Annotated in this window: 10 protein-coding genes; 5 read left to right on the forward strand and 5 right to left on the reverse strand. The window is 61.8% G+C overall.

The window, feature by feature from the left end; translation table 11 throughout:
* Positions 1-246: 246 nt before the first annotated feature.
* On the reverse strand, positions 247-876 hold the full coding sequence (locus BW979_RS18195) for a TetR/AcrR family transcriptional regulator (protein WP_076384942.1): 630 nt from the start codon (positions 874-876) through the stop codon (positions 247-249).
* An 86-nt stretch (positions 877-962) separates the two neighbouring features.
* On the opposite strand from BW979_RS18195, the gene BW979_RS18200 reads away from it, so the two are divergent.
* Positions 963-1,595: an NAD(P)H-dependent oxidoreductase gene (locus tag BW979_RS18200; RefSeq protein ID WP_076384944.1), complete on the forward strand. Its 633-nt coding sequence runs from the start codon at positions 963-965 to the stop codon at positions 1,593-1,595.
* 6 nt (positions 1,596-1,601) lie between these two features.
* Here the strand turns inward: BW979_RS18200 and BW979_RS18205 are convergent, their stop codons facing one another.
* The gene (locus tag BW979_RS18205; RefSeq protein ID WP_076384946.1) at positions 1,602-3,164 is read right to left on the reverse strand and encodes a L,D-transpeptidase family protein; all 1,563 of its coding nucleotides are present in this window, start codon (positions 3,162-3,164) and stop codon (positions 1,602-1,604) included.
* 180 nt (positions 3,165-3,344) lie between these two features.
* On the opposite strand from BW979_RS18205, the gene BW979_RS18210 reads away from it, so the two are divergent.
* Both BW979_RS18210 and BW979_RS18215 read left to right on the forward strand, forming a co-directional pair.
* Complete coding sequence (locus BW979_RS18210) at positions 3,345-4,007, forward strand: murein L,D-transpeptidase catalytic domain family protein (RefSeq protein WP_047226636.1); 663 nt, start codon at positions 3,345-3,347, stop codon at positions 4,005-4,007.
* Between the two features lie 213 nt (positions 4,008-4,220).
* On the forward strand, positions 4,221-5,174 hold the full coding sequence (locus tag BW979_RS18215) for a class I SAM-dependent methyltransferase (protein ID WP_076384948.1): 954 nt from the start codon (positions 4,221-4,223) through the stop codon (positions 5,172-5,174).
* Positions 5,175-5,262: 88 nt separating this feature from the next.
* On the opposite strand, the gene BW979_RS18220 is transcribed toward BW979_RS18215, so the two are convergent.
* From BW979_RS18220 to BW979_RS18230, 3 genes are all read right to left on the reverse strand, one after another.
* On the reverse strand, positions 5,263-10,365 hold the full coding sequence (locus BW979_RS18220; RefSeq protein ID WP_076384950.1) for a dermonecrotic toxin domain-containing protein: 5,103 nt from the start codon (positions 10,363-10,365) through the stop codon (positions 5,263-5,265).
* 180 nt (positions 10,366-10,545) lie between these two features.
* Positions 10,546-11,148, reverse strand: a complete 603-nt coding sequence (locus BW979_RS18225) for a LysE family translocator (RefSeq protein ID WP_076384952.1) — start codon at positions 11,146-11,148, stop codon at positions 10,546-10,548.
* A 53-nt stretch (positions 11,149-11,201) separates the two neighbouring features.
* Positions 11,202-12,038 (reverse strand): AraC family transcriptional regulator, encoded by an 837-nt coding sequence (locus BW979_RS18230; protein WP_076384954.1) that lies wholly within the window; start codon positions 12,036-12,038, stop codon positions 11,202-11,204.
* Positions 12,039-12,254: 216 nt separating this feature from the next.
* Here BW979_RS18230 and BW979_RS18235 point away from each other — a divergent pair, with 216 nt between their 5' ends.
* Both BW979_RS18235 and BW979_RS18240 read left to right on the forward strand, forming a co-directional pair.
* A complete protein-coding gene (locus BW979_RS18235; protein ID WP_076384955.1) occupies positions 12,255-13,331 on the forward strand; it encodes an aromatic ring-hydroxylating oxygenase subunit alpha in 1,077 nt (358 codons plus the stop codon).
* A complete protein-coding gene (locus BW979_RS18240; RefSeq protein ID WP_076384957.1) occupies positions 13,328-14,278 on the forward strand; it encodes a PDR/VanB family oxidoreductase in 951 nt (316 codons plus the stop codon). The genes BW979_RS18235 and BW979_RS18240 overlap by 4 nt, the downstream gene beginning before the upstream one ends.
* Positions 14,279-14,319 lie beyond the last annotated feature (41 nt).

Consider the following 14,319-nt stretch of genomic DNA (forward strand, 5'->3'; position numbering starts at 1 on the left):
AGTCACAGACCCAGCGCTGCTTGCAACCCTCGAAAATCCCTGTGGGAGCGGGCTTTCCCGTGAAAAAGGCCGTCCAGTCACCTCATGCTTACAGGCGCTCGCCTGACGCTTCCATGCGCGGACGATTGCCTTGCCATGGTGCGATCCATCGCCTGCGGCTTCATAAAAGTGCAGTGACTGGGCTGACGCTATCGCGAGCAGGCTCGCTCCCACAGGGGGGCTCGGGCCATTTGCGATGGGGAAGGTTCAGGTTGCGCCAGTGCGGGCGGCTCTATCCACCATCGCCACGATGGTCACAAAGAGCTCTTGCTTGGCCTCGGCGGCGCTGACTTCCCCGGTGGCAGCGGCATTGGACAGGGCTTCTGCCGCACCCAGCATCGCCCGCAGACTCGCCTGGGTGATGGCCCGTGTACCGGCGAACGGTTCCAGGACGGTTCGGCACTTGTCCAGGAAAATCGCCTCATATTCGCGCTTGATGCGCTCCAGTTCTGGCGAACTGGTCAGCGCCGCAATCACCCCCGGGATCTCCCGGCCTTGCAGCAGGACGCATTCGACAAACGAAGCAGCAATCACCTCGGCGCGGCTTTGCAGTGTCGGTTCGCTCGCTTCCAGGGCGGCGTCCATGAGCGCCGTCTGACGGGCATCGAAATCCTGATAGAGCGCCGCCAACAGCCCGGATCGAGTGCTGAAGTGGTCATACACAATGGGTTTGGTTACCCCCGCCTGTTCCGCGAGCCGGGCCAGGGTCAGCGCTTCGCTGCCCTCCTCTCGCACCAGCCGCCAGGCGACATCCATCAGTTGCCGTTGCCGATCCTCGCGAGACAAGCGTCGACGGGGAGCAGCTACAGATCGCGAATTTTCATCAAGGCTTGACATGCTAACTTTACCAACCGTAACTTACTAAAGGTAACTTAACCAAGCATACCTGCTTGATACCGGTCATTGCCATGAGGAGTTTTGCCATGCACGCACTCATCGTTGTCGCTCATCACGATCCCCACTCCCTTACCCACGGCCTCGCGAAAAAAATCGCCCAAGGCCTGACCCAGGCCAATCCCGCCGATACGTTCGAGATCGCCGACCTGGCCGCCGAAGGCTTTGATCCGCGGTTCAGTTTCGCCGATCACGCGGTACACCACCGCGAGGCCTCACCGCCCATGGACGTTTTGGCCGAACAAGCCAGAATCGACCGCGCAGATGCGCTGGTGCTGGTGTATCCCATTTACTGGTGGTCGATGCCAGCATTGCTCAAAGGGTGGATCGACCGGGTGTTTTCCAACGGCTGGGCGTTTGATTTCAGCCTCGATAAACCCTTTATCAAAAAACTGCAGCGTTTGCAGGTGCATCTGGTGGCCCTGGGCGGGGCTGATGAGGGTACGTTCCTGCGCCACGGCTATGGCCAGGCGATGACCGCGCAAATCGACCTCGGCATCTTTGATTACTGCGGCGCCCGGGTGGTCAGTTCCCAACGTTTGCTCGACTCGGAAACCCTCGAACCGGCGCTTCACCTGGCCACTGCCTATGACCTTGGCCGGCGGCTGTTCCCGCAGTGCGAGAAGACTGCACAGGTTCAAGCCAGCAGCGAGTGCGCCTGACCGCCATCAGAGCACGCTGCCCTTGGCGGCAGCGAGGACCTGATCACGCTTGTAGATATCCGGGATGTACACCGCCTGCCCCTGGTTGTCGGCTTGCACTGTCCAGTAGCCCAACAGAATCGGCACCGGCCTGGCCAGCCTGAACTCATGAGTCAGCCCGCTGGCCAGCAGCGTGTCGGTGCGCAGACGTTCAGCCGGGCTCACCAACCAGTCACGCAACTGCATGGCCTGTTCGACTCGCACACACCCCGAACTGAACGCCCGCGGTTCCTTGCTGAACAGTGACTGGCTGGGCGTGTCATGCAGGTACACGGAAAACGGGTTGGGAAAGCGGATCGCCATTTTACCCAGTGGGTTTTGCGGACCGGGGTCCTGGCGCAGCATGAGGCCGCCGGGATGCTCCCAATCGATGTCCTGGGCCAGTAACGGCAAGCCATCGCGATCGATCACCCTCAGGTTGTGTCGACTCAAGAACTCTGGGTCGCGACGAATCTCAGGCAGTTTGTCTTCACGCATGATAGTCGGGGGGATGGTCCAGGTCGGGTTAAGTGTCAGTCGTGTCACTCGGGACTTGAGCAATGGGGTTTCCCGGTCCGCGCGGCCCACTTGGGTGCGGGTTTGCCAGACCGCTACGCCGTCCTGGTAGACCGTCAACCGGGCCGCCGCCACATTGACCAGTACGCTGTCCGGCTCCAGGTCCCGGGCCAGCCAGCGCATGCGCTCCAGATTGACGCGCAACTGCTCGCGCCGCATGAACGGGCTGATGTTCAGCTCCGTCACCGTCCATGGCCCCACTACCCCATCGGCTTGCAGCGAATGGTGAAGCTGGAAGCTTTTCATCGCCGCCACCAAGTCGGGGTTGTAGTGATCGTCGACGATCACGGGGGGTGCGCTGAAATAGCCTTCGCTGAACAATCGCTGGGCCAGGGCCGGTACGCGGGCGTCCCGCTTGTCCGGGTGCAACAACGGGCCGCCGGGCACCGGTTGCCATTCGGGCAAGGGCTGTTGCCGTTGCCGGGCGTAAAGTTCACGCAAGTTGCGATACAGCGCCAGGCTCGGCCGGGCCTGCTCAAAGGCCTCGTCCAAGTCGTGCAGGCCCGACGCGGCAACGGCCAACACCTCGGCCTGACGATCCTGTGGCAGCGGGTCGGCCTTCCACACCGGCTCCAGGCGGTCCTGAGGCAGGTATCCGAAACGCAGCTCATACAGCGCTTGCAAGTAGCGCTGACTGATGGCGATGTCTACACAATGGGGGTTTTGGGCGGTTCCTTCTGCGGGCAAGCTGTAGCGTGCCGGGTCCAGTCCGTCGTCGGCCAGTTGCTGCAACTGTGCCTGCAACGCCATCCGTCGCTCATCGTTCGACCAGACGTCCTGGCCTGCGTTTTGCTCGTAGAACGCCTGCAAACTCATCATCGTCGGAAAGTCGACGCCTGCGGCCAGCTCGGGACAGTTGACCGACAGCTGGGCCAAGGTGGTTTGCACCAATGCCGGATCGCTTTGCTCGGCTGTTGCGACCAATGGCGCAGTGAGCAATAAAACGCTCAGGTAACATGCGGACTTTTTGAACAACTGCTTTACTCCAATCCATGGCCGTCCCGTTGACGGTCAACTTTGCGACAGGTACGACCCGCCATCATGCAAACAAACCAAATCGGACGGGATGCCGCAAACAAACACCACCGTGGGAATTTTCCATCTTCAGCAAGCCTCTTGCGCCGACTCTGCCTGGTCATCACCGGCCTTGGCGTGATGTGCAGCCCGGCGCTGGCCGACAAAGGAAATTCTCAGCCGCTTTACAACAGCCTCACCCACGCGGCGCCGGAACTCAATCCCCAAGCGCTCAAAAGTGCCTTGAGCGCCATGCAATGCGCTGTCGCCAACGGCGCTCGCCCAGCCCGCCACCTGGCGGTCATCGACTACTCGCAACCTTCCACGGCCCGTCGCCTGTGGATCTTCGACCTGCGCCAGAAGAAGCTGGTATTGCGCGATCTGGTGGCCCACGGGCAAAAATCCGGGGAAAACTTCGCCACGCAGTTCTCCAATCGCCTGGGCAGTTTCCAGTCGAGCCTGGGACTGTTTCGCACTCAGGAAAGTTATCAGGGCGCCCATGGATACTCGTTGCGCATGGACGGTCTGGAGCCGGGCTTCAATGACCTGGCCCGCGACCGCGCGATCGTGATCCACGCCGCCGATTATGTGAACCCGTTGTGGAGCGTGCGTCAGGGGCGCATCGGCCGCAGCCTGGGCTGCCCTGCCGTCCGCCCGCAGGTGGCGCGCAAGGTGATCGACAAACTTAAAGACGGGCAATTCATGTTTTCCTGGTACCCGGACCCGAGCTGGCTCAAGCGTTCGGCCTACCTCAACTGCCAGCCGCAACAGGTTGCGAGCATTTTGGCTACTAGCGGCAGTTAGGTAGCACCTTTGTGGCGAGGGGATTTAGCGAAACGTCGCACCGCCCCGCTGGGCTGCGAAACAGCCCCAATGCAGCAGACTCCATCTTCCTGGCACACCGAGTTGGCAGGCAGGGCTGCTTTGCAGCCAGCGGGGATAAATCCCCTCGCCACAGATTGCACCTGCTGAAAGGCTGGTTAAAATGCCGGCCTTTCGCATTGCTGGCCTTGTCCGATGAACCCTGAAGCCCTTCAAACCCTGCAGACCCATTTACTGACGGCCCTGACCTCGGTGCCGGAAGAAACCCGGCGCCTGTTCCATGGCCGCGGTCGCTGCTGGCCGGGGTTGGAGCAGATCACCGTCGACTGGCTGCAAGGGGTGATGCTGGTTTCGTTGTTCAAGCAGCCTGAGCCGACGCAGTTGGACAATCTGATGTCCACGCTGCTCGCCCTCACCGTTACCCCGGCCTGGCAACAGAGCAAGGCCCATACGCTGGCCGTGCAACACCGTTACCTTCCCGACAGCCTTACCCAGTGGCTGGTGGGTGAGGCTCTGGACGAATGGACCTTGGTCGAAGGCGGCTTGCGCTATCGGATCGACCTGGGCAAGAAGCAGAACAACGGTCTTTTCCTCGACATGCGCTACGGCCGCGACTGGGTTCGCGCCAACGCCAGCGGCAAGCGAGTGTTGAATCTGTTCGCCTACACCTGCGGTTTTTCCGTGGCAGCCATCGCCGGCGGTGCACAGCATGTGGTCAACCTGGACATGTCGCGCGCGGCCTTGAGTCGTGGCCGCGACAACCATCGCCTGAACGGCCATGACCTGAGCCAGGTGAGTTTTCTTGGCCACGACTTGTTCAAGTCATGGGGCAAGGTGATCAACAGCGGCCCTTATGACCTGGTCATCATCGATCCCCCCACCTTTCAGAAAGGCAGCTTCCTGCTGACCAAGGACTATCAGCGAGTCCTGCGGCGCTTGCCGGAACTGTTGTGCGCCACTGGCACGGTCCTGGCCTGCAGCAACGACCCCGCCACCGGCCCGGACTTCCTCATCGACGGCGTCACCCGCGAAGCGCCTGGCCTGAAGTTCGTGGAACGCCTGGCCAATCCCCCGGAGTTTCCCGACGCGGATATGGAGTGCGGCTTGAAGGCATTGGTGTTCACCCGCGACGATGGCTGCGCCGTGTAACGATGCCTGATGCGCCCCTTTGCAAGGGCGCTGTGGCGAGGAGATTTACGCCCTCGCCACAGCTTCGCGGCAGGTGTGCCGGCACAGGTTATTGCGGTCGCAGCGACCACCAAGGGGTGACCAGGCCAGTGGTTATCCGATGCACCATGGCCTCGACTTCCCGGCTCTTGACCGAACGGTAGATCGCCATGGTGCGCCGCAATTGGTCTTCGGTGAGCGTCACCGGCTCGCCTGCGGCCCAGTTCACATCTGCTACGGCCTCGAGCCTCACCCGATACCACATCGTCCCGGTGGGCTGGGTGATTGACTCCAGGGCGCTGGGCAGGTCGGCGTCCGGTTGCGCCAGGTTATCCAGCAATACCTGCGGCCAATGGGAGGGATCCACCGGCTCGCTGAAGGCATCCACCAGGTTTTCCTCCACCGTGTCCCAGATGGCCAGGCCGTCGAGCCAATCGCGAGACATCAACCCCAGATACGGGCGCCAGGCCAGTTCCCCTACGCGGGGCGTTTGATCATTGCTGTTGAATGTGTCCTGTGCGTCACTGAGCCAGTTGATGAAACCCTCACGGGTCATCGCGGCCCGGCGTTGCACAAGCTCGGGATATCGGCCGCTTAACACCTGGCCCCAATAGTCATAATGGTTGGTCAGAAACCTCGCAAAGTGTATGCCCTGGGGTTCGAGGCGAGCACGCTGAACCGAACCGAACATGAGGAAATGCAGCTCCAGCTCGGCAACGTCTGGTGTTTGCCTGTCCAGAACCCGTGCTTGCAAGCGGGTACGCAGTTGGGCCAATTGCTGGTCGAAATCTGCGATACGGCCCGACAGCTCGGTATAAAGGTCGGGGTAGCCAGTGTAGTACTGCAGGATACCGGCAGCCCTCTGACGATCTCCCAGGGCCAGGCCGCCTGGTTGATCGGCGTCTGCGTCACGGATGGCGCCGCAGAACCAATCGATGAAGCGGCGCCCTCCGGCATCGTCGCGAGCCACTTCCAATGCACTCTTGAGGTCGGGGAAGTCACGGAGCCAGTCATCGACGGTGTAGCGAAAGGCCTCGGGGTCCAATGCGCGAAGGGCGCGGATCTGGGCGCTGGGCAGTGGATTATCTTCGAGCCAGAGCCCAAGGGTGTTCGTCTTCGGCATGTTGCCAAGGGCAGGAATCAGATCATCCTGGATGTTGCTGATGCGATTGCCCTTGAGGTCGAGGAAGATCGGATCGGATGAAGGCCTGGCCAACAGCGCCAGGGCCAATGCCGGTACCCGATCGAGCCCCGCGTTGGCCAGTTCCAGCTCCTTGAGGTGCGCAAGCTCCGGCAGATCGGGTAATTCCCGACAGTTGTTACCGCTCAAGCGCAGGTCCTCCAGGGCCGTGGCGGCACGCAAGAATGCACTGCCCTGTTCATCCAGGCGAAGGCCACAACGAACCAGGTCCAGCGCTTGCAATCCTGGTAAAGCGGTGATGGCCTCCAGCTCCTGGGGGGTGAAATGCAAGTTGTCGGACCAGACCAGTTCACGCAGGGACGGCAACTCAGCCAGGCGGCCGATGGCCGCGACCATATTGGCACTGGCCACGGGGTCCGAGCCACTGCTCACCTCGGACAGCTGCAGCTCTCGCAAACCAGTAGCACGGTCGGCGCCGATCAAGGGGGCAAAGGTGTCCGCATTCATATTGAGCGGATTTCTGCCCAATGACAGCTCCTCCAGAGAGCGAAACTCACCCGCCGCTACCGGCACGGCGGTGAGCTCATTGCCATGCAGGCGCAGCGTATCGATATTGGGAAACAACCTCAGGAAATTCGAAGGGTCTTCGCTCAGCCCCAGATGAGCCAACGTCAGCTCTTCAATATGCTCGAAACGTGCGCTGATGGGAGGAAGCCGGCCGATGTTCAACCCCGACAGACGTAGAGTCAGCTCGCTATCCTCCCTGCGCGGATCCGGCTCACGGCGCCAGGCGCGACGGATCTCCTGCGCCACCTCCCTGCGCATGGCGATGGTATCTGCACGGGTATATTCGCTCTCGACGGGGTGATGAACCCCCTCATGGACCTCCCACTGACGCAGGCCTTCGTCCAGCGTTGCCCAATCGTTGCTCAACCGGGTCACCAGGGTGTCCAGGCTGATGCCTTCGCGCCTGGCCTGATCGGCCAGGCTACGCTGAAGCCTGGCCAGCGATTCCCCGGCATAGTAGGGAAACAGGCGTTCAAGACGCCCTTCCACACGGTGGCGCCAGCCCTGCAAAGGAAGTTTCCCGCGCCCACTGAGCGGATAACCCAGGCGTCCGTTCTGCCATTGCAGGGCAGCTGCGTCGTTGCCCGTGCGTTTGAGCGACAGGTACGTACGCAGCCTCTGGCGATCGCCAAGGGCTTGCTCCATCAGCACCTTGCGAAGGGTGGTCGACGCCCAGATGTTCAAGCCGAGCGCGTTGCGGGCCTCATCCGGCATCGCTCTGAGCAGCGCCTCTTCGAGGCTCGAATCCCCAGCCAGCTCATTTCCCCTTTCGTCGAAGGGATGGTATTTCCCGCCGTCCTGGCGGATGACTTTCAAGGGGCCGTTCTCTCCCACCTCGAGCGGAGCCAACAACTTGTCCGACAACAGCCGCAGGTGCAACCGGCCTTGCAGTTGCGGCGCATTGCCAAGTAGGCCCATGACAATGCGATCCCGGTCCGCGCTGCTTTCACCCCGCTCAAGATCGCGCAAGGCTCGAGTCAGGCGCAGCTCAGTCAGGGCTTCTACGCATTGTTTACCCAGGCGTCCCGTCACCCGGCCTGCTTGCAGCCGCACCCGGTCCTGGCCCTGAGACTGCCGGGCAAGCTCGTTGGCGATGGATTCAGGCAGCCCGGAAAAAGCCCGAACTATCGGAGCGGCCAACGGATCGAGCCGGGTGGACGAGGCCATGCCAGCAGTCACCTGCGTAACATTGCGCTCAAGATAATCGGCCCAGCGGCCGGCCAACAACCGACTGCTTTCCACCGGGCGCAGGCCGATAGAACTCTGCCCCAGCAGCACGCGCTGTTCGTCCGCGCGAAGACCGGCCAGGATACACTCCGCCCAGGCATGATGCTCCAGGTCCGCTTTGTCCAGATCGAGAAAACGCATGGTGGCCCTGTCGCCCACGGAGTGAACCTGCTCGCCATCGTGCAAGCGCAGCGTCATGTCCGCAGGCCAACCGGGCAAATCCACAAGGGTTTGGGTGACCTGAATGTGCGCGCTCCCGGGTGCTTCACCCGCGCGCAAGCGTCCAACGGTCTGCTGCACCCATTGCCAGTTGCGTGCCTCAGCGAGGGCATCGGCGAATATGGCCGGCATTGGCTGCCCGCCTACTTGCAGGTAGCGCAGATGCGCCTCGCTGATACCGACCTGCTGCTGTACGGCCAGGAGCATAGCGTCGTCCAGCTCGGCGGGCGTCTCGACAAAGTTGCGCAGCAACTCCAGATTGCTTCGCTGCAAGGGATTGCGGTGTGCCCATTGCCAGCCGCGCGCGCGGCTCCACTCCAGAGGCGGGGTCACGCCTCGGTGACCGGCAGGCAGGCGCAGCCCCAGGGCCTCGCCGGTGCCTTGCACCTCGAAATAACGACCATCGATCCGCACCCATGCCTCGTCTGGCGTACGCCAGACACCCCAGGCGTCCTGCTCGGCCTCCACAGGCGGCAAGCGTCGCGCCTGGAAGGGCGTGACATCGCCATTCCACAGCCGCGTCGTGCCGTCATGCAAGGGCATGGGTTCAACAGCCCCGCCGATGAAACCCAGATAGGCACCTTGGGCGACCCCGAACAGCACGTTGAAGATGTGATTGATGCATTCTTGCGCGTGGCCTTCGTTGAGCGCCTGGATACCTTCAAAGAACTCATACACCAGGCGCACCCCGCCCACCGCCGCCGCAGCCATCCCCATGGGAGCGCAGAACGGAATGAAGCTGACAGCCAGCATCAATGAACGCTCGGCAAGGCCTTCCCAATACTCCAGGCGTGCCAGCAATGCCTGCCAGTCCTGGTCCCGGGTCGAGATCATCAGCGCCGAGGCATTGCTCAGGGTGTGGGTGCGCCATTCGTGATAGCGATCATTCCAGTGATCCTCGCGAACATCGCTAAGGGTCCAGGGGACGTGGGGAACAGGCACGCGAATGCGCCGGGGATTACCCTCCTCGCCAAGCTCGCCTTCACGCCAACCCACAATACGCGCGTGGATTTCCTGGAAAAGGTTGAGGTTGTCTTTTATCTCCCACTCCACTTGGTCATGCAGGGCCTCACCTAAGCGGGCCTGCAAGCGTACCGGCAGGTAACGCATCAGGCTCTGGCGGTAACTGCGTTTGCGCACCAGTTCGGTCAGCTTTGCGGCCATGGCCTGCAGGCTGGGAAATTGCCTGATCGGGGCCACTACGTCATAGGGCAGGTGCAAGACGACCGGGCGAACGCCTTTTGCGTCCCCTTTCAGCCCCCAATACACCCGTGCGCCGAACAACGGCGCAGACAGCACCTCCAGGCCCTTGACCTCACACGCCAGGGAAGCCACCGGACGATCTTCGAGCCGCACCCCGACATAGGCCAACAATCGCTCGCCGGTGTCGTCCAGGCGTCCATCCAGCTTCGCCTCGTACGCGTCATAGGCGAGCAGACTGCGCGCGTAGGCCATATAGGCGTCAGCCACGACAGGAACCTCGTCGCCGATAGGCGGCAGGCGTTGCTTGAGCAGACGCTGGTAGGCACCGCCCACATCCACCTGCCGACAGACTCGGGCAAAACTGGCAGGGGTCGTGGGCAATGCCGTGGTGTCTGACGGCGCGCCCCAACGGTAAAACTCTCCAGGCTTGCCCTTGATGAAAAGCTCGCCGGTTTTATCGAAAGAACTGCCGGTGGCCGCATCAGCAGGAGGAAAGTTGCGCATGGCGGCCTCCACCACCGACAGAGAGGGGCCGAAGTGCTCGCGCCTGACCCTTGCCCGCCGGACTGCGTCGCAAACACTGCCGCGGCCATTGATCGGGCGCCAGGCCTGCATGGGTGGCTGAGCCTGTAGCAAATCGAGTGTGAAGGGTTCCGGCGCTGGCAGGTCGATAAGCAGTGCGTTCAGCGCATCGCTGTCGCGCTGCAATTGCTGGGCAAGGACCTTGAAACGCTCTTGGCGGTGGCGCGAAGCTTGTTTCAACCAGGCCGGTAGCCTGGCCTGGATGAAATCGATATGGGAATCGACAGTGGACATGATGGACCTCCTTCCTTGGGGTCGATTAAGCATCTGAAATTTTGAAATACGCTAAGCCGGGGCGTGGGCGATCCTCTCCAAAATGAGCTTGTTTTTAAACCGCCCAACCGTTGCAAGGGGTTGCAGGTTCCATGGCCAGTCGCTGACAGGTCTGCATCAAATGCTTGCGCCTGATCAGGATCACACCACCAACGTCAACCACGCCGACATCAGCAACAACACCGCCATGATCCGATTGAACCGACCCATGGCCACGGTGGATCGGCAGAATCTGGCGGCGCCGAGGCCCAGATACGCCCAGGCGGTCATGCATGGGATCGAAATCGCGAAGAACGCCAGGGACAGCCAGAGCACCCGCACGGTGCGGTCGGCCTCGGTGCCGGCGAAGACGCTGACCACCGCCAATGCCATCATCCAGGTCTTGGGATTGACCAACTGCAAACCGGCCGCCCCCGCCAAGCCAAGACGCAGACCCTCAATGGGTCGTTCAGGGTCGATGGCCTGGACTGGCGTGCTGAATATTTGCCAGGCCATCCAGCTCAACCAGGCAATTCCGGCCCATGACAGCAAAGTCTGGAGCGTTGCATGACGGGCCAGCACATCGCCCAATCCGGTGCCCACCAACAACACCAACAAGGCTGCGGCGGCGCAGGCGCCGAGGATGATTGGCAAGGTGGTCGCCAGGCCAAAGCGCGAGCTGTGGCTCAGCACCAGGATATTGGTCGGGCCCGGGGTGATGGAGGCAACAAAGGCGAACAAGGCGAACGGCAGCAACTGGTCCATGGAGCAACATCTCGGTGAATGATCGTAGCCTGATCATCCCCACCCAACCGCGCTCAGTCTGGAACGTTTGAGCAACGCTTGCGGTAGTCCGCCGGGCTCAGGCGATAGGCGCGCTGGAACCAGCGACCCAAATGACTCTGGTCGGCAAAACCGAGTATCGCCGCCACCGCCACCGCGCTTTCGCCACGGGCCAGCAAGCGCCGGGCCCGGGCCAGGCGTAACTGGATCAGATAGGCATGGGGGGCGAGACCGAACGCGGCCTTGAACGCCCGGGTCAGGCGAAAACGGTCCACCCCGGTGACCCGTGCCAGGTCATCCAGCCCGATGTCTTCACTCAGATGACTGTGCAGATAATCACGGGCCTGCTGCGCCACCAATGGCAGGCGCGGATCGGGATTGATCCGCGCACGCCAGTGCAGGTGCTGGGTCAGGTTGGCCAGCAAGGTGTCGAGGGCCGTCTGGCGCACGATGCGCATCTCCTGCTGATGCAAACTCTGGAACGCCATGGCCGTGGCGCTCGCCAGCCGCGCATCGTCGGCCAAGGTAGCGGCGAATCCCAGCTGTGCATTATCCGGAGCCACGTCGAACAACGACCGCAGTTCGCGCTCCAGCCACTGTGGCTCGAGGTACAACGTGCGATAGGTGAAACCGCTGGCGTGGGGCGCGTTGCCGTCATGCAACTCCCCAGGCTCGAGCAGAAACACCTTGCCCGGCGTGCTGTTGTGCTGCTGGCGGCGACAATGGAACTGCTGCACGCCCTGTTCGGTCACGCCCACCAGATAGGCGTCGTGCCAATGGGGATCGTAGGCATGCCCCTCGAAATGCGCGCGCACGGTCTCGATGCCGGACGTGGGGTCCTGCTTGAGATCGATCCAGTTGCGCGTTGTCATGGGCAGTCTCGTTTTTGTGTATCAGCACGAGCAGGTTAACCGCTGGCGGCGAGGGTGTCTGGAAGATTTGTGCAGTTTTGTTTTCGCCGAAACGAAGCAAATGGATCCATTAAAGACTGCCAACCGTCTACCAGGACACCAAAAATATTGACAACCGAATTAGTTAAGAGAGTTAATGGATCCATAAGCACAACAACATCCGCCCGGAGATCCGTCATGTATCCCAAGAACACCTGGTACGTTGCCTGCACCCCCGATGAAATCGCTGACAAACCTCTGGGCCGCCAGATCTGCGGCGAGAAGATGGTTTTCTACCGTGGGCATGAAGGCAAGGTCGCGGCTGTCGAGGACTTCTGCCCCCATCGCGGCGCCCCGCTCTCTTTGGGTTATGTCGAAAACGGTAACCTGGTGTGCGGCTATCACGGGCTGGTGATGGGGTGCGACGGCAAGACCGTCGAAATGCCCGGGCAACGGGTCCGGGGATTCCCTTGCAACAAGACGTTTGCGGTGCAGGAGCGTCATGGGTTTATCTGGGTCTGGCCCGGTGACCAGGCCTTGGCTGACCCGACGCTGATCCATCATCTTGAATGGGCCGAAAATGACGAGTGGGCTTACGGCGGAGGCCTGTTCCATATCCAGTGCGATTACCGCCTGATGATCGACAACCTGATGGACCTGACCCACGAAACCTACGTGCACGCCTCCAGCATCGGCCAGAAGGAAATCGACGAGGCGCCGCCGGTGACCACGGTCGAAGGTGACGAAGTGGTCACCGCCCGACACATGGAAAACATCATGGCCCCGCCCTTCTGGCGCATGGCCTTGCGCGGCAACAACCTGGCCGACGACGTGCCGGTGGACCGCTGGCAGATCTGCCGTTTCACCCCGCCCAGCCACGTCCTGATCGAAGTCGGCGTGGCCCATGCCGGCAACGGCGGGTATCACGCCGCGCCGCAGTTCAAGGCGTCCAGCATCGTGGTGGACTTCATCACCCCGGAAACCGAGACATCCATCTGGTACTTCTGGGGCATGGCCCGGCATTTCCAGCCCCAGGACGAAGCACTGACCGCCAGCATTCGCGAAGGCCAGGGCAAGATTTTCAGCGAAGACCTGGAAATGCTCGAACGCCAGCAGCGCAACCTGCTGGATCACCCGCAACGCAGCCTGCTCAAGCTCAATATCGATGCCGGCGGCGTGCAGTCGCGTCGAGTGCTGGATCGTTGGATTGCCCGTGAGCGCGAGCCACAAGCGGGATTGATTGCCAGCACCCATCAGGGAGAGCAGCGAGCATGATTGAAGTCCAGGTCACGGCGCGACACAACGAAGCCCAGGACATTTGCAGCTACGAGCTGACGAGTGTCGACGGCCAGCCTTTACCGGCGTTCACCGCCGGTGCCCATATCGACGTACACCTGCCCAACGGCATGATTCGTCAGTACTCGCTGTGCAATCATCCCGAGGAACGGCATCGCTACCTCATCGGGGTGCTCAAGGATGCCGCGTCCCGAGGCGGTTCGCGCAATTTGCATGAACAGATTCTGCCAGGCGCGCGCTTGCTGATCAGCGAACCGCGCAACCTGTTCCCCCTCGCCCCCGAGGCTCGACGCAGCCTGCTGTTTGCCGGCGGTATCGGTATTACGCCGATCCTGTGCATGGCCGAACACCTGGCCCAGAGCGGTGCGGCGTTCGAACTGCATTACTGTGCCAGGTCCAGGGAGCGTGCAGCCTTTATCGAACGCTTGCGCCAATCGCCTTATGCCGACCGGGTGTTTCTGCACTTCGATGAAGAGCCTGCAACCATGCTGGACGCTGCCAGGGTCCTGGCCGCCCCCAGTGAGGATCTGCACCTCTATGTGTGCGGTCCCGGTGGCTTCATGCAGCATGTCCTCGACACCGCCAAGGTTCAGGGCTGGCGGGAAAGCTGTGTGCACCGCGAGTACTTTGCCGCTGCGCCCACCGACACCCGCGCGGACGGCAGCTTCTCGGTGAAAGTCGCCAGCAGCGGCCAGGTCTTCGAAGTACCCGCCGACCGAAGCGTGGTCCAGGTGCTGGAAAGCCATGGTATCGAGATTCCGATCTCCTGCGAACAGGGCGTGTGCGGCACCTGCCTGACGCGTGTGCTGGAAGGTGTGCCGGAGCACCGGGACATGTTTTTGACCGAGGCCGAACAGGCTTGCAACGACCAGTTCACGCCGTGCTGCTCCCGCTCGAAGACGCCACTTTTGGTGTTGGATATCTGACCAATACCCTGTGGGAGAGCTTTGTGGGAGCAAAGCTTGCT

The organism is Pseudomonas sp. A214 (genome assembly GCF_900156295.1).
GTDB lineage: Bacteria > Pseudomonadota > Gammaproteobacteria > Pseudomonadales > Pseudomonadaceae > Aquipseudomonas > Aquipseudomonas rhizophila.